The sequence below is a fragment of the Mucilaginibacter sp. P2_A5 genome, assembly GCF_056404995.1.
Map to the genome: position 1 here is coordinate 19,417 of NZ_JBFUCY010000043.1, position 22,593 is coordinate 42,009.

At 42.6% G+C, this 22,593-nt stretch carries 14 protein-coding genes and 1 tRNA gene; 8 read left to right on the top strand and 7 right to left on the bottom strand.

Annotated features, from left to right (window positions below; translation table 11 throughout):
- Positions 1-32: 32 nt before the first annotated feature.
- Positions 33-164: a hypothetical protein gene (locus tag AC1DXF_RS26890; protein ID WP_477451778.1), complete on the bottom strand. Its 132-nt coding sequence runs from the start codon at positions 162-164 to the stop codon at positions 33-35.
- Between the two features lie 433 nt (positions 165-597).
- Here AC1DXF_RS26890 and AC1DXF_RS26895 point away from each other — a divergent pair, with 433 nt between their 5' ends.
- Positions 598-1,092 (top strand): nuclear transport factor 2 family protein, encoded by a 495-nt coding sequence (locus AC1DXF_RS26895; RefSeq protein WP_477451779.1) that lies wholly within the window; start codon positions 598-600, stop codon positions 1,090-1,092.
- Between the two features lie 131 nt (positions 1,093-1,223).
- Here AC1DXF_RS26895 and AC1DXF_RS26900 read toward each other — a convergent pair whose 3' ends face one another.
- A complete protein-coding gene (locus tag AC1DXF_RS26900; RefSeq protein WP_477451780.1) occupies positions 1,224-1,448 on the bottom strand; it encodes a DUF6965 family protein in 225 nt (74 codons plus the stop codon).
- A 250-nt stretch (positions 1,449-1,698) separates the two neighbouring features.
- Here AC1DXF_RS26900 and AC1DXF_RS26905 point away from each other — a divergent pair, with 250 nt between their 5' ends.
- Both AC1DXF_RS26905 and AC1DXF_RS26910 read left to right on the top strand, forming a co-directional pair.
- A complete protein-coding gene (locus tag AC1DXF_RS26905) occupies positions 1,699-3,486 on the top strand; it encodes an ABC transporter ATP-binding protein (RefSeq protein ID WP_477451781.1) in 1,788 nt (595 codons plus the stop codon).
- A 170-nt stretch (positions 3,487-3,656) separates the two neighbouring features.
- Positions 3,657-3,989 carry a DUF3276 family protein gene (locus AC1DXF_RS26910; RefSeq protein ID WP_274213831.1) on the top strand — a complete coding sequence of 111 codons (333 nt, stop codon included), beginning with the start codon at positions 3,657-3,659 and terminating at the stop codon, positions 3,987-3,989.
- 77 nt (positions 3,990-4,066) lie between these two features.
- On the opposite strand, the gene AC1DXF_RS26915 is transcribed toward AC1DXF_RS26910, so the two are convergent.
- Positions 4,067-4,564: a DUF5362 family protein gene (locus AC1DXF_RS26915; RefSeq protein ID WP_477451782.1), complete on the bottom strand. Its 498-nt coding sequence runs from the start codon at positions 4,562-4,564 to the stop codon at positions 4,067-4,069.
- A gap of 84 nt (positions 4,565-4,648) precedes the next feature.
- Positions 4,649-6,019 (bottom strand): magnesium transporter, encoded by a 1,371-nt coding sequence (gene mgtE / locus AC1DXF_RS26920; RefSeq protein ID WP_477451783.1) that lies wholly within the window; start codon positions 6,017-6,019, stop codon positions 4,649-4,651.
- Positions 6,020-6,250: 231 nt separating this feature from the next.
- Here mgtE and ychF point away from each other — a divergent pair, with 231 nt between their 5' ends.
- Complete coding sequence (gene ychF / locus AC1DXF_RS26925; RefSeq protein WP_477451784.1) at positions 6,251-7,354, top strand: redox-regulated ATPase YchF; 1,104 nt, start codon at positions 6,251-6,253, stop codon at positions 7,352-7,354.
- Between the two features lie 160 nt (positions 7,355-7,514).
- On the opposite strand, the gene AC1DXF_RS26930 is transcribed toward ychF, so the two are convergent.
- Both AC1DXF_RS26930 and AC1DXF_RS26935 read right to left on the bottom strand, forming a co-directional pair.
- A complete protein-coding gene (locus AC1DXF_RS26930) occupies positions 7,515-9,557 on the bottom strand; it encodes a hybrid sensor histidine kinase/response regulator (RefSeq protein ID WP_477451785.1) in 2,043 nt (680 codons plus the stop codon).
- A 370-nt stretch (positions 9,558-9,927) separates the two neighbouring features.
- A complete protein-coding gene (locus AC1DXF_RS26935) occupies positions 9,928-10,617 on the bottom strand; it encodes a VIT1/CCC1 transporter family protein (RefSeq protein ID WP_477451786.1) in 690 nt (229 codons plus the stop codon).
- 538 nt (positions 10,618-11,155) lie between these two features.
- Between AC1DXF_RS26935 and AC1DXF_RS26940 the strand changes: the two genes are divergently transcribed.
- Positions 11,156-12,199 carry a ligand-binding sensor domain-containing protein gene (locus AC1DXF_RS26940; protein ID WP_477451787.1) on the top strand — a complete coding sequence of 348 codons (1,044 nt, stop codon included), beginning with the start codon at positions 11,156-11,158 and terminating at the stop codon, positions 12,197-12,199.
- A 74-nt stretch (positions 12,200-12,273) separates the two neighbouring features.
- On the opposite strand, the gene AC1DXF_RS26945 is transcribed toward AC1DXF_RS26940, so the two are convergent.
- Positions 12,274-12,345: transfer RNA gene (locus AC1DXF_RS26945), tRNA-Arg, on the bottom strand.
- 224 nt (positions 12,346-12,569) lie between these two features.
- Between AC1DXF_RS26945 and AC1DXF_RS26950 the strand changes: the two genes are divergently transcribed.
- The 3 genes from AC1DXF_RS26950 (at position 12,570) to AC1DXF_RS26960 (ending at position 22,585) form a co-directional block, all read left to right on the top strand.
- Positions 12,570-16,724: a hybrid sensor histidine kinase/response regulator gene (locus AC1DXF_RS26950; protein WP_477451788.1), complete on the top strand. Its 4,155-nt coding sequence runs from the start codon at positions 12,570-12,572 to the stop codon at positions 16,722-16,724.
- 1,048 nt (positions 16,725-17,772) lie between these two features.
- Entirely contained in the window at positions 17,773-20,931 is a 3,159-nt protein-coding gene (locus AC1DXF_RS26955; protein ID WP_477451789.1) for a SusC/RagA family TonB-linked outer membrane protein, read from the top strand.
- Between the two features lie 19 nt (positions 20,932-20,950).
- Complete coding sequence (locus tag AC1DXF_RS26960; protein WP_477451790.1) at positions 20,951-22,585, top strand: RagB/SusD family nutrient uptake outer membrane protein; 1,635 nt, start codon at positions 20,951-20,953, stop codon at positions 22,583-22,585.
- Positions 22,586-22,593 lie beyond the last annotated feature (8 nt).

The window sequence follows — 22,593 nt, forward strand, 5'->3', positions numbered from 1 at the left end:
GTTAAATTAGGTAAGTCCACATGAACAGTGCATTAATTAAAAAGGGCAATTTGTGCTGATAGCAGGGCGATGGTGGCCGGGTACTGTTGGTGAAAATATCCTGTGCCCCGGTTTTTGAAGCCGGATAATATTTTGATTACAGGAGATTTAACGGGCGTATTCATTTGAATAAGGTTGTTAGTCAGGCTAAAATAGGCATCTGGGTTGAATTGCGAAAGAAACCCGGTTAAATAAGTTTCATGGCTAATTAATAGCTGAATATGCCTATATGATTGAAAGCCAGGATAGGGGGTGTTGACAATGGATTTTTGGAGCAAGAAAAAGGGAAGCAGGTAATGAATGTTGAACCCCGGCTTGCGAGGACTTGGAACGGATAGCCCGGGCCGCAGGCAGCGCCATTGGGTAAGTCAAAAGTTAAAAGTCAAAATTCAAAAATGGAGCGGGGAGGGGGGCGCTTTAATGGTATCAAAGGAGAATTTAGCGTCCATCTCTCAACGCTTAGCCTTTAAACACGTAGTCGCGCCTGTAAATAATTTTGTTTACCGGTAACAATAGCCTGGGCACGGGCGTCTACCCGGTATAATTAACATTTTAACCATGACAAAGCTCCGTTTATTTTTCTGTATATGTTTTTCGGCAATGTTTATTATTCTTGCAGGCAGTTTTACTGCTAAGGCCCAAACCACAGCCTTTAAACCGAAAGACCCAGCCCTGTTTAAAACCATTGCGCATATGGATAGCGTAATGTTTGATGCCTTTAACAACCGTAACCTGGATGTAATGAAGGGTTTATTTACTGCCGATGTAGAGTTTTATAATGATGGCAAAGGTATTACCGGTTATGATGCCACTATGGCCGGCTTTAAGGGCATTTTTGAAAACAAACAAGCCGCCGACCTGCGCCGCGACCTGCTGCCCGAAAGCCTGGAGGTGTACCCCATGCCCGGTTTCGGCGCCATTGAAATGGGCACTCACCGTTTTACCCATACCGAAAACGGTAAGCCTGTAATTGGCATTATGAAGTTTGTTCACGTTTGGCAGTTAAAAGACGGCCAATGGAAAGTTAGCCGGGTAGTGAGCGTCGGGCATTGAGATAGTCTTTAGCCGAAAGTCTTAAGTTCTAAGTCAAAATTTATTTTTCGACTTACGGCTTAGTCCTGTTAACTTAAGATCAGCAGGTTTTTATGATCCATTATTTGACGTTTTTTTGACAATTGCGCCAGTTACCACGGGCGGGGAATTCCCGGCCCATCGTAAGGGTTTTCGAGCGCGTTGATAATGCGCATGAGGCGGTGCCTGGCCCCGGCATGTTTAGCTTCGGTACGCATGGTTTCCAGGTTGCGGGCCACGGCTTCTTTCACGTCGTGTTGGGTGGTTGCCCGGTCAATTCTTAAAGTTTGGGGTAAATTTGCATTTTCGAAATAAGCTGTCAACTCCTGCTCTGTCATGCCGCAAAGGTAAAAAAGCAATCCGGTAATCAGTCAGGCCTTTTCACCTTTTACCTTTCACCTTTTGCCTTTTGCCTTTTACCTTTCACCTTTTACCTTTCACCTTTCGCCTTTTACCTTTCGCCTGTTAATTTCTTACATCAATGTTACTTTTCGGTCGCCAACAATCCACTCAAATTTTAATACTTTTGGTCAGGCGGAAAAGCAGACTTTCGGACTTGCCGACTTTCCTAACTTCCGGAGTATATAAATGAAAGACCTGGCATATCTCAATAAGTTTTTTTACAAATACCGCTGGCGGCTAATCCCGGGAGTGTTGTTTGTAATTATATCCAACATTTTTGGCGTATTGCCCGCCCAGGTTATCCGTGTAGCCTTCGACCTGGTTACCGAAAATATTGGCGCTTACCACCTTTTTGCAGGCTTTAACCGGCAGGGTATGATCTACGATATTTTTGGCAGCAGCCTGATGTTGTTTGGTGTGCTGGTACTTGTGCTGGCGCTGCTGCGGGGCTTGTTCCTGTTTTTTATGCGCCAAACCATTATCCTGATGTCCAGGCATATAGAGTATGATTTGAAGAACGAAATCTATAATCACTACCAACGCCTGTCGCTGGCTTTCTACCGCCGCCACAACACCGGCGACCTGATGAACCGGGTTACCGAAGATGTGAGTAGGGTACGCATGTACCTTGGGCCGGGCATCATGTATACCATTAATACCGTGGTGTTGTTTGTAATGGTAATTTATGCCATGCTTACCGTAAATGTGCGGCTGGCTGTATGGTCGGTATTGCCGCTGCCGGTACTGGCGGGGATTATTTATTATGTGAATAATGTAATTAACTACAGGAGCGAGCAGATCCAGGAGCGGTTGTCGGGCCTGTCGAGTTTTGTGCAGGAAAATTTTTCTGGTATCAGGGTGATAAAATCCTATGTCAGGGAAGCTTTCGTAAGGCAAAGGTTTGCTGCCGAGAGTGAAAATTATAAAATGCACTCCATGGCCCTGGCCAAAGTGCAGGCTATGTTTTACCCCATTATGCTGTTGCTGGTTGGCCTAAGTAACGTAATTACCATGTATGTGGGTGGGGTAGAGGTAATGAAGGGCAATATTACATCGGGCAATATTGCCGAATTTATTGTGTACCTGAATATGCTCAATTTCCCGGTAATTGCTTTGGGTTGGGTAACATCGCTGGTGCAGCGGGCGGCTGCGTCGCAAAAGCGGATTAATGAATTTTTGCATCAGCAGCCGGAGATCATATCGTCAAAAGCACCGGCACATGCTATTAAAGGGGCGCTTGAGTTTGATAATGTATCGTTCATTTACCCTGATACAGGCATCCAGGCTTTGAAAAATGTTTCGTTCAAGGTTGAGCCGGGGCAAATGGTAGCCATTATTGGGCGCACTGGTTCGGGCAAATCGACCATAGCTAACCTGGTTATGCGCATGTATGATGCTACCGGCGGGCAGGTTTTAGCTGATAATATTCCGCTGCAACAGCTTAACCTGGAGGGATATCGCTCGCAAGTTGGCTTTGTGCCGCAGGAGGTTTTCCTGTTTAGCGATACTATTGCCAACAATATTGCCTTTAGCGCCGATGTGCTTGATTTGCCGGTGGTAGAACAAGCCGCCCGGGATGCTGCTGTTTACAATAATATTATGGAACTGGAAGACGGTTTTACAACATTAATTGGCGAGCGCGGCGTAACTTTATCAGGCGGGCAAAAACAGCGTGTATCTATAGCCAGGGCCATTTTTAAGCATCCGCAGATATTGATATTTGATGATTGCCTATCGGCTGTTGATACCCGTACCGAAGAGGAGATATTAAACAACCTGGGCCGTGTTATGCAGGGTAAAACCAGTATTATTATTGCGCACCGTATATCTACCATAAAAAATGCCGATAAGATAATGGTGATGGATAATGGCGAAATTGTTGAACATGGTAACCATGAATACTTAATGCAGCTTAAAGGCACCTACTTTGAGTTGTACGAAAAGCAGCTGTTGGAAGAAGAGCAAGACGCGTAAATTGGGGCCGGTATATTGAATTTCATTACACTTTTGGGATAAAAAAAATTAACTTTTGTACAAAGAAACCTCCATTTTGTTCTAAAAATTTCAATAAAATCGAATAAAGTACTTGCACTTTGAAAATTTATTTATATTTATGCCAACCAAAACTAATTACTGGGATATTTATGGGAGATTTTGACAATAGAGAACGTGAAGAGGTATTTTCTAAAAAGGTGAGAGCCGGGAAGAGAACGTATTTTTTTGATGTAAAGGCAACCCGCTCAAACGACTATTATGTTACGATAACAGAAAGCAAAAAACGTTTGGAAGATGGGGTTTTTATTAAGCACAAGATTTTTTTGTACAAAGAGGATTTTGAAAAATTTGCCGAGGGTTTAAAAGATACAGTTGATTACATCAGGGCAAACCAGGATGTAGTTGAAAAACGCTACGAATACAACGAAAACCCGGAAGTTGCCAAAGCATCTGCCGATGAAGACTTCTCGTTCGAAATTTAACAACAAAAGAATCAACGCTAAACTGATATAATTAAACCCTGCCCCAAAGGCAGGGTTTTTATTTTAATAACGTACCATTACATTCCTGCAGACATATCTTTTGCCATAGTTGCAGCAAATACTACAAAACATACTATCGCTAATACGTAAACGCAAATGAAAACTATGGTTACAATTCCCCATAGCTTAAAAAAAGATTTTAGCTTACCCAGGCCGGCTGTTATATGGGCGGTATCCTTAAAGTTTACACCTGCCTTTATTTTTACAGCAAACTGGTAAATATAAAGTGCGAAGAAAAAATAAAGCAAATCAATCAGCAAGTAAAAAACTGTGACGCCGCTACCAAAACCTGCCATCATTTTGAGGCCAGGGTTGTAGGGCATCGTTTCGGCCATTTTTGAAAAAATAGTACCTATTGATAAGGCTACCAATGCAAACAGGCCGCAAAAAATAAAGCCCAGGATACCTAAAAAGGTAGCCCATTTGCCTGCCGAGAGTAAATAACTTTGGGCTTCGGCTGTTAAAATGATGTCGGCGGAGCCGGGAGGGGTGACGTAGGTTTCTTCAGTTTCCATTATAAGTGTTTTAAGTTTAAGTATTTATACAGTACTAAAGATATATAAATATTTAACCAAACAATAATGTCAAATATGACGAAACTACAGCATTGTGCCCTTCATGAAAATGATGGCAACTGTGAAGTAAATGATCAGGCCCGTTACATCAACCAGGGTGGCTACAAATGGCGCGGATGAGGTGGCAGGGTCGGCGCCGCATTTTTTGAGTATCAGCGGAAGCATCGATCCGGCTAATGATCCCCATAAAACTACCCCTACAAGGGCGCTGCCAACAGTAAAACCAACAAGTATCCAATGAGGGCCATAAACGGTGGAGAATAAATGCCAAACATAAATTCTGGCAAACCCAATAAGCCCCAATGTTACTCCTAACATCAGGCCCGATAGTATTTCGCGCCGCATTACCCGCCACCAGTCCGCAACGGTAACCTCGCCAAGAGCCATCGCTTGTATAATAAGTGTAGAAGCCTGCGATCCGCCATTACCGCCGCTTGAGATAATGAGCGGAATAAACAAAGCAAGCACTACAGCTTTTTTTATCGAATCTTCAAAATAACCCATAGCCGTGGCTGTAAGCATTTCGCCAAGGAACAGGATAATGAGCCAGCCTACACGTTTTTTTACCAGCCGGAATAAATTGATATCCAGGTAAGGCTCGTCGAGTGCCTCGGTACCACCTATTTTTTGAATATCTTCTGTGTATTCTTCATTAGCTATCCATAAAATATCATCTACCGTTACAATACCTAACAGTATATTTTCCTTATCAACTACCGGCAAAGCGGTGCGGTTATTCATCCTGAAAATATTGATCGCCTCTTCCTGCGGATCGCTGGCGCTTAAGGCTATCAGGCGGCCGTCCATCAGGTCGGATACCTTTGTTTCGGGTTTTACTAACAGTATTTCGCGGATACGGATATCATCCAGCAAAATTCCATTCTCGTCTATAACATAAATAACGTCAATGGTTTCGGAGTTTTTACCATAGCGGCGGATATGCGAGAGCACCCTTGTAACATCCCAGTTCTTTTTTACGGCAATATAATCCGGCGTCATCAAACGGCCAACGCTGTCTTCCTCGTATCCTAAAAGAGATAGCGCTTCTTTGCGATTTTCGGGCGATAAGTGCAGGATCAGTTTTTTAACAGCATCGCCGTGTAATTCGGCAAAAAGGGCGGTGCGGTCATCGGGGGGTAATTCGTTAACCAAATCGGCAACCCGCGGGCCCGAGAGCTTTTTGATAATCCGTTCCTGCGTTGGGAAATCAAGGATACGGAATACGTTTACAGCGCGGTTAAGCGTAAGTATTTCTATAAATAAAGGGCCTTGTTCAGGAAGTTCGTCAATCAGTTCTTCAACATCCGATATATTAAGGTTGTTCAAATATTCCTGTAATTGGGTATTGTCTTCCTGTTCCAGTAACAATTCTATTTGCTCAACCATCTCTTCCATATAAATGCCCTCGTTTTTTACATCGTATTATTTAATGTGACCCTGTTTTTTAACGAGGGCAAAAGTCGTTTATTTTTTCAAATAATCGGGCAAAAAATTCTGTTATCTTTGCGCTTTTTAAAGTGAGTGGTTGATTAGGTTAAATGGTTGATTAGGTTAGTTAAAACCTCCAACCATTTCTGATTTTTAACTTAATCAACCACTCACCCAATCAACTTAATCAACTAAACAATGGGTTTACAATGTGGGATAGTAGGTTTGCCAAATGTGGGTAAATCAACACTTTTTAATTGCTTATCAAATGCCAAGGCGCAGGCGGCTAACTTTCCGTTTTGCACCATCGAGCCAAATGTGGGCGTAATTACGGTGCCGGATGAGCGTTTAACAAAGCTTACCGAAATAGTACAGCCAAAGGCTATTGTACCCAACGTAATCGAAATTGTTGACATTGCCGGCCTTGTAAAAGGAGCCAGCAAGGGCGAGGGATTGGGTAACCAGTTTTTGGCCAACATTCGTGCTACAAACGCTATTATCCACGTATTGCGTTGCTTTGATAACGATAACGTGATCCATGTTGATGGCTCGGTTGACCCGATCCGCGATAAAGAGATCATTGATACCGAATTGCAGCTAAAGGATTTGGATTCTATCGAGAAAAAGATTCAGAAAGTTGAGAAAATGGCCAAAACCGGTGGCGACAAAGAAGCGAAAAAGACCTTTGATGTTTTAACCGTTTATAAAAACCATTTGCTGCAAGGTAAATCGGCGCGTACTGCACCGGTTGCCGAAGAAGACAAAGAATATATAGCCGATATCTGGCTGCTTACCGCTAAACCGGTGATGTACGTTTGTAATGTTGACGAAGGATCTGTAAGTACAGGTAATGCTTACGTTGAACAGGTGAAAGCCGCCGTAGCTGAGGAGAAAGCCGAAGTGCTGATCATATCTGCACAAATTGAAGCCGAAATTGCCGAGCTGGAATCATACGAAGAACGCCAGATGTTTTTGAACGATTTGGGTTTAACAGAATCAGGCGTTAACAAACTGATAAAAGCGGCCTACCGTTTGCTAAACCTGGCCACCTATTTTACCGCCGGTGTACAGGAAGTACGCGCCTGGACAATTACCCAGGGCTTTACAGCGCCGCAGGCAGCAGGCGTTATCCATACCGATTTTGAAAAAGGCTTTATCCGTGCCGAAGTGATTAAATACGACGACTTTGTAAAATTTAACGGCGTTGAAGCTACCATAAAAGAGAACGGTAAATTGGGCGTTGAAGGTAAAACCTACATTGTGCAGGATGGCGATATTATGCACTTCAGGTTTAACGTTTAACGAGAGAGGCAAGAGGTTAGAATCAAGAATTAAGACAGCTGCAGCCTGCGCATAAAATTATGTTATTGCCCTCCGACCCGACTGGCGGGCGATGACATATTGTGTTTTATGAAGCGCGCGAGCGCCATTCGTTTTTTATCGCGATTTGAATGCGGCAGTTTTATTGCTTTTTAAGAAGTTCAAAAATCTTTTGATACAATTCATTTTTATCAAACGGTTTCGAAATAAAATCATTCATTCCTACTTTTATACAATGCTCGTGTTCGCCTTTAATAGTGTGTGCCGTCATGGCAATAATAGGAATGTTCTTTTTATAGGTTTTTAGCTTGCGTATTTTTTGTGTAGCTTCATAACCATCCATCCCGGGCATTTGTATATCCATCAGGATAATATCAAAATCGTTATGCTCGTATTTGCTTAAGGCAATTAATCCGTTTTCGGCCACTTCGGTTTCAAAGCCTTGGTTTTTGAGTATTTTTACCGCCAGCAGCTGGTTTATCGCGTTGTCTTCTACCACTAAAACTTTAATGCCATTTCCGCTTTGGGTTGTTGTTTGGGTTTTTATAGCGGAAATGGTTTGCGTTTCGGCATCAAATTTTAAAAACGGCAACCTGAAATGAAACTCCGAACCCATTCCGGCTTCGCTATGAACAAAAATTACCCCCTTCTGCAATTCTACCAGTTGCTTCACAATGCTAAGTCCCAGTCCGGCTCCGCCGAATTTGCGGGCGGTATCATTGGTAGCCTGTTCAAAACTCTCGAAAATTTTCGCCTGCTTTTCTATAGGGATACCTATGCCGGTATCCCTAACTCCGAAATCGACTAAAACGTTATCGGCATTTTCCTTCGCACAAACTACAGTAATAAATACCCCTCCTTTTTCGGTGAACTTTATAGCGTTCGAGATAAGGTTTAACAAAATCTGGTTCAACCTCACCGAATCTCCCAATACTGTTTCAGGTACTTTCTCGTCGACACTGCAGGTGAGTTCGAGATTTTTTTTCTTCGACTCCATCATCCTGATGTTGAGGTGGACAATATCCCTTATGTGGATTGGTATGCTTTCAAAAACAATTTTACCGGCCTCCATCCTCGCAAAATCGAGGATGTCATTTAAAATAACCAACAGATTATCGCCCGATTTAATAATGATCCGTATATATTCCTGTTCCTCTTCGCCTTTAATAGTTTCCTCGAGTAGCTTTGCGAAGCCAAGAATGGCATTCATTGGGGTGCGAATCTCATGGCTCATTTTGGCCAGGAAAAGCTGTTTGGTCCTCTCCGAGGTTTCGGCTTTTTCTTTTTCCCTGTTAAGTTTGTCCTTTTTGTCTGTAAGCTCGCCTATATCGTGTATGTTATGTTCCAGCGTATCAGTCATCTGGTTAAAAGAAGTAGCGAGCATGCCAATTTCATCGCCCGAATAAACTTTTACTCTTGTACCCAATAAGCCCTTACTAACCAATACCGCGCCGTCTACTATAGCTTTAATGCCCTTTTCGATACCGCGGGTCACCGAAATTGTTATCAATATACTTGTTGCACCTATGGTAATTGACAGGGTCAGCAAAATTCGCAAAACAATGCGCTCGAGCCAACGGGCGCCCTCGCCAAGTATAAACGAAAAATCATCTTCAGATTTGGTAAGTTTGTTGTTTAGCTTGTTGGCCTGTGACATCAACTTATCAATTTCCTGCTGCGAAACTGCCCCCGAGTTTACCATAATGTGCAGCTTATCGCTCAGGGTAATTAGTTGCCCCATATTCTGCTCTGCATCGCTCCAGGCAACAATTGCCTTGTTAATGTAGGAAATGTTGTGAAAGTGGGTGATAAGGCCGATCATTCCAGCAACATCATCAGCGTGGTTACGGCCTTCTATAAAGCCATCACGGGCGATCCGAAGATCAGGATTTGATTTTTTTAATTCGTGGAGAGTTTTATTGTCACCGAGTGGAACCTTTAAAAATTCGCGAAAAGCCTGGTAATCTGTTTCCTGGTGCGAGTGCGCATAGACAAACAAACTAAATACAGCGTCTTTCTGCGCTTTTGACCATAACCCCTCACCATTTATCATAGACCTGACGGATGAAAGTGTGCCTATTGCAAACCAGAGGGTACATACCTCCAGAGTTACCAGGAACGCCATTATACCAACCGTGAAATATAGTTTATTAGATATCGTAATATCTTTTAGTTTTTTCTTCAAAAACAAAATTATCATTGAGAAAGGATTAGCTATGAGATTGTATAGCGCGATTAAAATGTAGAATGAGAATGAGTTAAGTGGCTAAACATCTACATGATTTGTTGATTTTATTTAATTTATAATTAAATATTACTAATCCTGCTTGCTTATACGGAATCTATTCGAGTAAGTTCCCGCTATTTTGGGGTATAAAAAAAGGGATTCAGCTTATGGTGATTCATTATAGAGAAGCGGTGGATAAGGCAGCGCATCCCAGGGCTGCCGCCGTTCCAAAGTTCTGGCGAATTAATTATGCCTGTAGTCTCCGGCTATCGTGTTTTGGTCTTGAATATAACGGACACCATTAACTGCGAGCTATCAAAATAGCATTTTATTTCCCCGTAATCAGCTTTGCCATCAGGAACGCGGCCCCGGCGGCAAGCGCGCCAATTACCACTACTTTGAAAGCGCCGCTTAATGCCGGCTGTCCGGTCATCTTGCTTTTAAAATAACCAAATATAAACAGGCAGATTAAGGTAACCCCGCACGAGTAATAGAGGGCCTCTTGTGCCTGGTCGATAATGATGTATGGCGATAAGGGAATAATGCCGCCAATAATGTAGGATAGCCCAATGGTGATAGCGCTTTTAGTGGCGCGGTTTGCATTAGGTTCTTCAAGCCCAAGTTCATAACGCATCATAAAATCTACCCATTGCTTTTTGTCTTTAGCAAGTTCATCGGCAATTTGCCGTTGCAATGGTTCAGATAGGCCGAACCCGGCAAACACTTCCATTACTTCGGCCTTTTCCTGCTCGGGTAGTTTCTCCACTTCCTCATACTCCCGTTTTAGTTCCGATTGGTAATGGTCTACTTCCGTGCGCCCGGCAAGGTATCCGCCTAAGCCCATGGCAATTGATCCGGCAACAATCTCGGCAATACCCGCGGTTACCACAAGGGTTGACGAACTAATAGCCCCGCTTAACCCAGCTGCCAAAGCGAAGGGAACCGTTAAACCGTCGGACATGCCGATAACAATGTCCCTGATGGTTTCCGAACTGGTTACATGGTGTTCGTGGTGCATTTGTTTTGGTTTTAATAACGAATATACTACTGTTCAGTTATAGTAGTAAGCCTGAATGTAAGTTAGAATTATTCTTGATTTAGAAGCTATTTAAAATCGATTTCATTAACAAACTATAACGAAAAAAAAGCGTCGTTACGAGGTACGAAGATAAACGACCGCAGGGAACTCATTAATACCTATAAAAATAAAAATACACATTAATAACCTCGAACTATGCAGATTCGTTCGGTTAGGTAGGGGGGCATCATCGTTCCTCCTTATTGTAACAAGTTTCTCGTCCTGATTTCGGCAACGCGATAACTGACTCTCGTTAACTTCTGATTCTCTCGTTTTCATACTGAAAGCTGCGCACATTCCAGAAATAAACAAAATCATTATCAATCCAAAGAGGTACTTGTTTTTTGCGGCCAGGAGATTTTGGCTGTTAAGCATAGTGTCAAATAATTATTTACAACGTTTACAATTTTATTTGCAATCCAAATGCTCTGCCCGGAAAGATATCAGAGTAACTTTGCCGAATCAACTTTGATAGGATATGAAAAATAAAAGAAGTGTTTTGTACGGCCTGATGATCATGCTGTTGGCTGTTGTAAATTTTCACGCGAAGGCTCAACACAAAGTTGACGCTCAAGATGCGGTTGAAACCAAAAGTGTATCCGCTATTCAGGGACCCAAAGGAATAGTACGTGCAGTCAAGCAGGATAAAAAGGGCAATATTTGGATTACTTCATGGGAAGGTGTTTTTAAATATGATGGAAAATCTTTTACTAATGTCACCAGTAAAGTGAGTTCCGTACGCTTCTTTTCCGTTTTAGAAGACAGGAAAGGTAACTTTTGGTTCGGCTCGATTGGCTCAGGCGTTTATTTTTACGATGGTAAATCGTTTAGGAATTTTACAACAAAAGATGGGCTTGCGGGCAATGGCGTTACCTGTATTTTTGAAGATAAAATCGGTAACATTTGGTTTGGCACCGGCAACGGAGCAAGCCGCTACAATGGCAAATCCTTTAAAAATTTTACAACGAGAGAAGGACTGCCCGGTAATGATATCAATTCAATAACTGAAGACAAAACAGGCAAGTTTTGGTTTGGCATGGGGGGTAATGCCTGCATTTATGATGGTAAGGCATTTACTGTTATTAGCCGTGATGGTAAACCTTTTATAAATGTCCGTTCTATAATCGAAGATAAAAGAGGCAATATCTGGCTCGGAGGCAATGATGGCCTTTGGCGTTATGACGGCAATACCTTTATTAATTACAACAGGAGTTTTGTTGGGTATATCTATGAAGATAAAAAAAGTAATATCTGGATCAGTTCGGAAAGGGATAATAACCAGGCCCCGGTACTTCCCAGCTATGGCGGAAAGTCCTTATCTAATAAAACATGGGCGCTTTCCAGGTATGACGGAAGATTCTCGACTGATAAAAAGCCAACGGTAACCGAAATAACATTAAGAGAAGGAATGATTTGCGGGGTTTTAGAAGCAAATGACGGAAGTATTTGGTTTGGCGCTGATGACGGGGTATATCGTTATGATGGAAATGCCATAACTGCCTTTACGGGTAAAGGGAGGTAGGGATAATATGTATTTCGATATTAAAATCAGCTAAACAAGCAAAAAAGCGGATAACTCAAGTTATCCGCTTTTAGTGCTCCCGACGAGATTCGAACTCATATCGATGGTACCGGAAACCATAATTCTATCCGTTGAACTACGGGAGCAGCGGCGCAAATATATAAAATTGATTTAATCCTTTTATGGTATCCCGTTTTCTTTTAACAGAGAAAATGAAGGACCGGCAGGATTGCAGGCTTATTTGTTTAACACCTTTTTGTAAATGCAGCTTCCGCCGGCAGGCAATTATTTTTTATTATTAACCCGTTTTAATGCTATCTTTAAGATTATTTATCCGGGGTTATAAACCATTTTATACGCTTGTACCGTCATGAAGCTTAAGGCTTTCCTGTTTGTTTTTTTGATGCAGTTTACGCTGCTTACGGTAAAAGCGCAAAATACCCAGTTCCGGTTTTCGCACCTCGATATCAATGCAGGCCTGTCGCATAACCAGGTAAATTGTATTTATAAGGATAAAAAAGGCTTTATGTGGTTTGGTACACTATCGGGCTTAAATAAGTACGATGGCTACAGTTTTAAAAGCTTTAAGCACGTTGCCGGCGATTCTACTACGCTTGACGACGATTATATAGTAAGCATTAACCCAGGCCCCGAAAATAAATTGTGGATAGAAACCCGCACAGGTTTTAATATTTACGACCCCGCTACCGAAAAATTCAGCAGGAACCTGAGGGATTTTATGTACAAAATTAAAGTGTACGACACGTATATTTTAGCTATAAAAAAAGACAGGTTTGGCAATTTTTGGTTTTTAGAACATAATATCAAACAGGGCCTTTTTAAGTATGACCCTGTAAAAAAAGAAACCATCAACCTGCTTCATAAAGATGGTGATACCACTTCAATTTATTCAAACCTGGTTACCGATCTTTCGGTTGATTCGAAAGGGAATATATGGCTCATATCGGGTACCGGCGTATTGGAGCGGCTTGATCCGAAGAGTTATAAGGTTAATTACCGTTTAAAACTGGGGCCATTACCGGCAGCTTTAAGCTCGACCTACAAAATTTTTATAGATAAACAGGACGATGTCTGGGCTTTTGTGCCCAGTTACTCAAAAGGTGTGTTTTATATAAGCCCCAAAAACAAGATATTCAAGCATATTTTAAAGGCAACCGGCAGTATAAACACCGATGTAATATCGGATGTTACCCAGGACGATAAAAACCGCATGTGGATAGCAACAGATCATGGCGGTATGAACTTACTCAACAAGCAGGACTTTAAAACTCAATACCTGCTTAACCGCGAAGATGATGATAAAACAGTTGGCCAAAATAGCCTAACCTGCGTTTATGTGGATGACATTGGCATTATCTGGTGCGGCAGTTATAAGCGGGGGATAAGTTATTATCACCAAAGCATTATCAAATTTGCAAGCTACACGCATCACTTGTCTGATAAAAGCAGCCTGCCGTTTAGCGACGTCAATAATTTTGCCGAAGACAAACTGGGTAATATATGGATAGGCACCAACGGCGGAGGGCTGATTTACTGGGACAGGAAGACAGGCGGCTTTAAACAATACCTGCACAACGCGGCCGATAAAAACAGCCTTACCAATAACGTGGTAGTGAAGCTGTTTATTGATCACGAACAAAAATTATGGATAGGTACCTACTATGGCGGCCTTGATTGCTTTGACGGTAAAGTATTTAAGCATTACAGGCATAGCGATGCCAACGCCAACAGCATATCTGAAGACAGGGTTTGCGCCATAGCCGAAGATAGCGACCACAACCTTTTGGTGGGTACCTTATCGGCAGGTTTAAATGTTCTGGATAAAAACCGGAATGTGGTCGCGCTTTACAGGTACGAGGGGGATATGAGCGAAAACTCTGTCCATTCCAATTATATAAGTTCGGTAATTGAAGACAGGCACAAAAATTTATGGATTGTTACCGCCTATGGTTTAGATCTTTTAGAGAAAAAAAGCCACCGGTTTTTGCATTATTTACATGATGACAAAGACCCCAGCAGCCTTATTAATAACAATACCAATAACATATTAGAAGATAAAGATGGCCTTATCTGGGTAAGCACCCGCGAAGGCATCAGCATATTTGATTATAAAACCGGAAAATTTACCAATATTAACAAGCTTGACGGCCTGCCCGACAATACGGTAATAGATATGCAGGAGGTTAGCCGCAACAATATCTGGGTAAGTACGCCAAATGGCTTATCAAGCATTTTTATCGATCGTTCGGCAGCCAAACTTAAATTTCGCTTTGTTAATTACAATGAAACTGAAGGCTTGCAGGGGCGTGAGTTTACTGAAAATTCATCGTACAAAACCAGGGAAGGGGAGTTGCTGTTTGGCGGTGGTAATGGCTTTAATATTTTTAAGCCTTCAAATATCCTGGATAGTAAAAACCCGCCAAATTTGGTATTTACCGATTTACAGATCTTTAACCAGTCGTTAAAAGCAGGAGATAAAGTGAACGGCTCGGTGATATTAACACAGTCCATCGTCGATTTAAAAGATCTTAAACTTAAATATAACGACAACGTATTTGCTATTGAGTTTGCCGCCCTTAATTACTTTAACCCCGATAAAATAAAGTACCAGTATAAAATGGATGGCTTTGATAAGGGCTGGATAAATGCCGATAACAAGGTTCGGAAAGCCACTTATACCAACCTGGACCCAGGTGGGTACGTGTTTAGGGTACGCGCGGGCAATAATGAAAGCTGGAATGGGCACGAGCTTACATTAAATATCAATATATCGCCGCCATTTTGGAAAACCACCTGGGCTTATATTTTATATACCTTACTGGCGGTAGGTTCATTGTTATATTTAAGGAGAAGGGGCATCCAGAAAATACGGTTGCAATTTTCTATTGAAAAGGAGCGGGAGGAGGCCCAGCGCATGCACGAGTTGGATTTAATGAAAATTAAATTCTTTACCAATGTAAGTCACGAGTTTCGTACCCCGCTATCGCTCATTATGGCCCCGGTGGATAAGATCCTGAAACAAATTGCCGAGCCGGAAGTACAACGGCAGCTAATGCTGGTAAACCGTAACGCCAAACGCCTGCTTAACCTGGTAAACCAATTACTTGATTTCAGGAAGATGGAGTACCAGGAGTTAAAGCTGCATAAAATGAACGGCGACATCATTGGCTTTATTAAAGATCTTTCGTTTGCATTTACCGATGTAGCCGATCAAAAAAGCATACGCTTTATTTTCGACTCTGAAATAGAGACCTATTATACAAGTTTTGATCATGATAAAATAGAACGCATCATGTTCAACCTGCTGTCAAATGCCTATAAGTTTACACATGAGGGTGGCCAGGTAAGCGTTTTGATTAACCTGATTGATAAAAAAGCAACCGAACAGCAGTTATTAGAAATAAGGGTTATTGATACGGGCATTGGTATTGTTGCCGATAAGCTGGACAAAATTTTCGACCCGTTTTTTCAGAACGACTTGCCTGGGTCGATGCTTAACCAGGGCAGCGGCATAGGCCTATCTATAACCAAAGAGTTTGTAAAGCTGCACGAAGGAGAAATTTATGTAGAGAGCGAAGTGGACCAGGGTAGCTGCTTTACAGTTTTGTTGCCACTGGTGCAATTGGATATCAGTGTTTTTACAGACACGCTTTTGCCTCCCGATCATCCCATTGAACCTGCTCTGTTAAATGGTTTGTCTAAAATTGACTCCCATAAAGAAAGCCGCGACGGCAAAAAGCCAACCGTGTTATTGGTTGAAGATAATGAAGATTTCAGGTTTTATATTAAGGATAATTTAAAATCGGCGTTCAACGTAATCGAGGCCGAAAACGGGAAAAAAGGCTGGCAAAAGGCGCTGGCGCAACATCCTAACCTGATAGTAAGCGACATCAGCATGCCCGAGATGAATGGCATCGACCTTTGCTTAAAAATAAAAAATGATAAACGTACATCGCACATCCCGGTAATATTGTTAACCGCTTTAACCGGCGAAGACCAGCAATTAAAAGGACTGGAAACCGGCGCAACAGATTACCTGACAAAACCTTTTAATTTCGAGATACTACAATCAAAAATCAGGAACATACTGAGCCAGCAGGAAAGCATGCGTAAAACTTATACCAAGCAGGTAGAAGTAAGCCCGACTGAGATGCATACCGATTCGCCGGATGAGCAGTTTATAAAAAAGGTGCTTATTTTGATTGATAATAACATTTCCAATCCCAATTTTTCTGTTGAGGAACTGAGTAACGAAGTTTTTGTAAGCAGGTATACACTCTATAAAAAAATCCTGGCCATGACAGGTAAAACCCCTAACGAACTGGTTAGATCCATGAGGCTGAAACGCGCTGCCCAGCTATTGGAAACCGGCCATTTAACCATCTCGCAGATTTGCCATAAAGTAGGCTTCAAGAGCCAGAAATATTTTGTGAAGATGTTTAAGGCCGAGTACAATACCATCCCCTCAAAATATGCTGAAGCTGCCGAAGAGGTAGAATCTTAACGTGGAGTCGTGCCTTATAATGACATGTTTGTAAGTTGCTGATTATTAGTATATTTTAATTTAATTATGTCGTTGCGAGGTGCCCATCAAGTAAACCTGAAAAAAAATGGGGATGACGTGTTGGCTTTAGATACTCACAACAACCATGTCATTGCGAGCGATAGCGTGGCAATCGCGAACTATGCAAGTCCACTCTGTATAGTTCGTGATTGCTTCATTCCTCGCAATGACATAGATTGCATAAAAAACATACTTGATAATCAGTTACTTACAAATACGTCATTATAAGGAACGAAGCAATTGCGACTATGTAGGGCGGACTTGCATAGTTCGCGATTGCCACGCTGCGCTCGACATGGTTGTTGTGATGCTCTAAAGCCAACACGTCATCCCCCTTTTTTTCAGGATCATCCTGATGGATACTCGATGGTCTTTTTTTTAATTTTAAACGACCTCTAAGTGAACTCCCTATAGGTTCAAACAATCAAATCATAAACCTTTTCAAAGGCGATACTGTGTATCAAAGTGTAACGCTTCTTTTATGCATCAGCAACAAAGTGTCATCCCGAAAACTCCGGGTAAAATTGCGCGTCGACCTTGTCAAAGTGATACTATTCTTTCAGTATAAAATGTAATACTAAACCGTTAGGGGGATACATTTGTAACCTTTTTATGCCATTTTTTAACAAATACTTTCATTTATTTTAATTAAGTTACTGATAATTAATATTTTAATCATAGTTGACATTTGTGCCCCTATTTATCCACAACCGGGCGTTGTTTACCATATAATTTTACCCTCAACAAAACCAATATGCAGCAGCTGCTTTAGCACATCTGCTGCATGTTAATCCTAAAAAGTAGTTTATAAATTTTAATGGAAAAGAGTAACCCGTGATTTATTGCCGGGTTAAACTTAAACGCCTGTTTGAAGAAGTTCGGCCCCGCGTTTACCCCCAATAATTTATTTGCGGCTTAAGGGAGGCTTTTGTACCAGTTAGTACAACCAAAAATAAACAATAGATCAATTATCAATTAACCAATTATTATGCGAAAAATTCTACGAATGGCATTGCTGTTTTTGTCTCTTTTTGTATGCTTCCGGGCAGGGGCGCAAAACCAGGCTACAGTAATCAAAGGAACAGTAACAGACGACAAGGGTATCACCTTGCCGGGAGTATCTGTCAGAGTAAAAAACAGCCAGGCCTCCGCTGTAACCGATAAAGACGGTAACTACAGCATCAGCATACCAAATGGAGCTACCGAGATTACTTTCTCATTTATCGGGATGAAATCGCAGGACGTTGTTATCGGTAAAAAAACGATTATTAACGTTGTATTAGTCAACATGTCTACCGCGCTATCTGATGTGGTGGTTATTGGCTACGGCCAGCAAAAACGGCAGGATGTAAACGGGGCCATATCATCATTAAAAGCATCAGATATTGCCAACGTTCCGCAATCAAGTGTCGATCAGTTGTTGCAGGGCAGGGTTGCCGGTGTAACGGTTACGCAAAATTCAGGCGCGCCGGGTAGCCAAACATCGGTTCACATCCGCGGTATATCGTCACTATCGGGTTCAAACGAGCCATTGTACGTTATTGATGGTGTACCCATATTTGGCGATGCCACTAACCGGGCTACCAGTGGCCGTTCTGTTGCCTTAGGTAATAACGATGAAGTTGCCGTAAGCCCGTTGTCGCTGCTTAACCCAAGCGATATCGAATCGATAGATGTTTTGAAGGATGCTTCGTCAACAGCTATTTATGGTTCAAGAGGCTCAAACGGTGTAATTATTATTACCACCAAACGCGGTAAAAACGGAAGCGCCCGTATAGGTTATGATGGTTACTACGGTTTTCAGCAGCAAGGTAAATTTTTGCCGATGATGAACCTGCAGCAATACGCGGTTTTACAAAACGCGCTTGCCGATAACGTACAGGTAGCCAGGCGGGCCGAATTTGCTTCGCCCGAACTTTTAGGCCAGGGAACCAATTGGCAGCAGGAAGTTTTCAGAACGGCGCCGCAACAAAGTCACCAGTTGTCGGTATCAGGCGGTAAAGATGGCTTGGACTACTATGTATCAGGCGGCTTTTTTGATCAAAAGGGCACCATACTGGGCAGCACTTACAAACGTTATAGCCTGCGCTCAAACATCAATACCCAGGTTAAGGAATGGCTGAAGTTTGGCGCTGTAATAGGCGGAACCCGTAGTGAAGAAAACAGAGGGCTTAGCGACAATAACGGTATTATATACACCGCGCTATTAAGCGCGCCGGATGTACCGGTCAGGAATCCTGATGGTTCATTCGCGGGCCCTATTCTTACCGGCGATAACGCTACAGGTGGTTCTATAAATCCTGTAGCGCAGGCTTTGTCATTAACCAATACGCTGGTTAGGCACAATATTAATAGCAGCCTATATGCAGATATAAAAATATACCGCGATTTAACCTTGCGGTCTGAAGTTAACGGCGATTTTAACTGGTCGAAAGCATTGCAGTTTAATCCTACCTATGCCTGGGGTGGTTACATTAACAAAACTGCCAATTTAACCGAATCATGGCAAACGCAAATTTACTGGGGATGGAAAGAGTATTTTTCATACAACCACACATTTGCAAAAAAACACAATATATATGCTACCCTGGGTTACGAGGTTAACGAGGCGCAATGGAACGGCATAAGTGCCTATGCGCAAAGTTTTTATAGCAACGATTTGCAAACCCTCAACCTGGGAGATGCCAAATCGGCCAGGATTGATGAATATAAGGGTAGCCAGGCTATGCAATCGGGTATCGCGCGTTTAGTTTATACATTCAATAGTAAATATAGCTTGACGGCTACCGGCCGTTCAGACAGGTCATCGAAATTTGCCGAAGGCCATCAAACAGGATTTTTTCCATCGGTAGCGGTTTCATGGCGCCTATCCGAAGAGTCGTTTATGGCCGGCATTAAAAGTGTTGCCGATAATGTGAAATTAAGGGCCAGTTACGGACAGGTTGGTAACCAAAACGTACCCAACTACCTGTATGGCTCGGCGTTAAAACCATCGGTAACCGGCCTTGGAACAGGTTTCCTGATCGACAAGATCAAAAACGCTAACCTCACGTGGGAATCGGGTATCCAAACCGATTTGGGTGTTGATTTCAGCTTGTTTAATAACCGGATAGATGTGTCAGCAGATTATTACGACAAAACGTCCAAAAACTTCCTTTTTCAGGCAGCGTTGCCGGCATTTTTAGTAGGTGAGGGAGCAGCAGGGTCTTATCTCGGGGGAATAAATCCTCCATATTTTAACGCCGGTAAATTGAGTAACAAAGGGTTCGAATTTTCTATCAACAGCAAAAATATTGCAGGCAAAGATTTTAAATGGGCAACCACTTTAATATTCTCGCACTATAACAACAAAGTGCTTTCATTAGCCAACGGAACGCCGTTTATTGCAGGCAATATTACCAATGGTTTCTTAAACAGGAGCGTTACACGTACTGTAGTAGGGCAAGCGGTTGGTGAGTTTTATGGTTATGTAACTGATGGCTTATTTAAAAGCGACGCGGAGCTGGCCGGTTCAAAACCCCAGTTTGGCAGGCCGATTGCAAACAGCTCTACAGGCACATGGTTAGGCGATATCAGGTATAAGGATATAAATAACGACGGTTTGATTGATGAAAAAGATCAAACCTACCTGGGCAACCCTAACCCTAAGTTTACTTACGGTATCACCAATACATTCTCCTATAAATCTGTTGATCTTAATATTTTCCTCACGGGCTCATATGGTGCCAAAATATTAAACGCGTTAAGCTATACAACCGCGGGCTTATCGGGTTTGTACGTGAACCAGCTGCAATCATCTGCCAATTTCTGGAGCCCAGGCAATCCAACATCTAATATCCCCGCTCCGCGCGCCGGTTTGGATAACCCCAATCTGTTCACATCCGACAGGTTTTTAGAAAGTGGTTCGTACTTAAGGATCCAGAATGTAAACCTTGCCTGGAACCTGCCGCAAAAATGGACCCGCAAAATAAAACTGAACAGGCTTAAAGTATACGCAAGCGGCCAAAACCTGTACACATTTACTAAATACAAAGGTTTGGACCCCGAAGTTGGCGCCATGAACCAGAACGTATTTTTAACAAATGTGGACCTGGGCCGCTACCCATCTGCGCGTACGATAACATTTGGTGTTAACGCTGAATTTTAACCCATAAAGAGAATTTAACATGAAAAGATATATAAAATATTTTATAGGGGTTACGGTGATGAGCACATTCACAGTAACCGGTTGTAAAAAGGATTTTTTTAACAGGGCACCGGAAGACGCCATTACCGTAGACAACTTTTACAAAACAAACGACCAGGTAGCCGCAAGTACCAATGCGCTGTATAACTCGCCGTGGTTTAACTGGAACAATAAAGCAGGCTGGGCAATTACAGAATTGGCAGGCGGTAACGGGCGTACCTACTCTGATGATGTGATAAGCCTGTTCAACTTCTCGCTCACCAATATTAACCCCCGCCTTGCTGATGCCTGGAACTCGTTGTTTACGGTTGTTGCACAGTCAAACGCACTCATCAATAACTTGCCTAACGCGCCTGCATCAATTGATGCGGCTGTGAAGAACAACGCCCTCGGCGAGGCGCATTTTATGCGTGCTATAGCTTACTTCCACATCGTAAGGTTATGGGGTAATGTACCTATCATCGAAAACAGCGAAGATTTTGTGACCAATTTTCAGGTGAACACCAACCCGGTTACCGATGTATATAAATTTATCATTAACGATTTGAAATTTGCCGAGGCTAATTGTACCGCCATGATCCGTAGCGGATCGAGCCAGGCACAGGGGCATGTTTCAAGCGGTTCGGCATCGGCGCTATTAGCAAAGGTTTACCTGTATATGGAAGATTATACCAAAGCCCGCGCCGAGGCAGAGAAGGTGATCAATAGTGGTGAATTTAAATTGTACCGTGGTTATATTAATGATACCCAAATTGCTACAGGCGGCTATACCGGTTTGATAGATGGTAAATATTATGATGACCTGTTTAAAACTGTTAACAACAATAACGAAGAATCTGTTGCGGCGCTGCAATGGGCGGGTGGTGCATCTTACGGCCATGGCAACTCGATACAGGCGTCATGGGCAATAAGTGGTGTTACAGGCACTGGCGATGGCTATTCTGTAGTGGGACCGACAATTGATTTTCAAAGAGCTTATGAGCCGGGCGATAACCGCAAACATGCCACTATAATGCTGGCCGGCGATAAGTACCCCGAAATTGACCAGGCCGATGGAGGTTTTACTGTTCCGGGTAATGTTAACTCACAAGGTACCAAAGCGGCTATGAAAAAATATGTAGTAGGTACGCCCGCAGACAATGGCGGGGTAGGCGCGGCGCAATCGGCCGCAAATAATACCTACCTGATGCGTTACGCCGAAGTTTTGCTGATTGAGGCAGAAGCTATTTTAGGCAGCAACAGCAGCACTACCGATCCGCTTGCTTTAAAATATTACAACATGATCAGGAACAGGGCTGGTTTAAATACGGTAACGTCATTTACCAAGAGCGATATCCTGCACGAACGCCGGATGGAACTTGCCTTTGAATTTGATTATTGGTTTGATTTGGGTCGTATGGATGGCTGGCAGGGCATTTTAAACGTAAACCACCCTAAAGCGGTAGCCATATTAAGTAACCAGGAACGTGGCACATTCAGTAATGATACCCCACCGGTTGTATACAGCCAGAAAAATGTAGCGCAGAGTTCATTCTTTGTGTTCCCTTATCCGCAAACTGAAACCGCAACCGACCCTAAATTATTAGATCCACCGGTTCCTTACGTATTCAAATAATAAAAAGC

Excerpts from the sequence above, each read along its gene's own strand:
- AC1DXF_RS26890 (WP_477451778.1), bottom strand. The coding sequence starts at position 164 with ATGAATACGCCCGTTAAATCTCCTGTAATCAAAATATTATCCGGCTTC.
- AC1DXF_RS26895 (WP_477451779.1), top strand. The coding sequence starts at position 598 with ATGACAAAGCTCCGTTTATTTTTCTGTATATGTTTTTCGGCAATGTTT.
- AC1DXF_RS26900 (WP_477451780.1), bottom strand. The coding sequence starts at position 1,448 with ATGACAGAGCAGGAGTTGACAGCTTATTTCGAAAATGCAAATTTACCC.
- AC1DXF_RS26905 (WP_477451781.1), top strand. The coding sequence starts at position 1,699 with ATGAAAGACCTGGCATATCTCAATAAGTTTTTTTACAAATACCGCTGG.
- AC1DXF_RS26910 (WP_274213831.1), top strand. The coding sequence starts at position 3,657 with ATGGGAGATTTTGACAATAGAGAACGTGAAGAGGTATTTTCTAAAAAG.
- AC1DXF_RS26915 (WP_477451782.1), bottom strand. The coding sequence starts at position 4,564 with ATGGAAACTGAAGAAACCTACGTCACCCCTCCCGGCTCCGCCGACATC.
- mgtE (WP_477451783.1), bottom strand. The coding sequence starts at position 6,019 with ATGGAAGAGATGGTTGAGCAAATAGAATTGTTACTGGAACAGGAAGAC.
- ychF (WP_477451784.1), top strand. The coding sequence starts at position 6,251 with ATGGGTTTACAATGTGGGATAGTAGGTTTGCCAAATGTGGGTAAATCA.
- AC1DXF_RS26935 (WP_477451786.1), bottom strand. The coding sequence starts at position 10,617 with ATGCACCACGAACACCATGTAACCAGTTCGGAAACCATCAGGGACATT.
- AC1DXF_RS26940 (WP_477451787.1), top strand. The coding sequence starts at position 11,156 with ATGAAAAATAAAAGAAGTGTTTTGTACGGCCTGATGATCATGCTGTTG.
- AC1DXF_RS26950 (WP_477451788.1), top strand. The coding sequence starts at position 12,570 with ATGAAGCTTAAGGCTTTCCTGTTTGTTTTTTTGATGCAGTTTACGCTG.
- AC1DXF_RS26955 (WP_477451789.1), top strand. The coding sequence starts at position 17,773 with ATGCGAAAAATTCTACGAATGGCATTGCTGTTTTTGTCTCTTTTTGTA.
- AC1DXF_RS26960 (WP_477451790.1), top strand. The coding sequence starts at position 20,951 with ATGAAAAGATATATAAAATATTTTATAGGGGTTACGGTGATGAGCACA.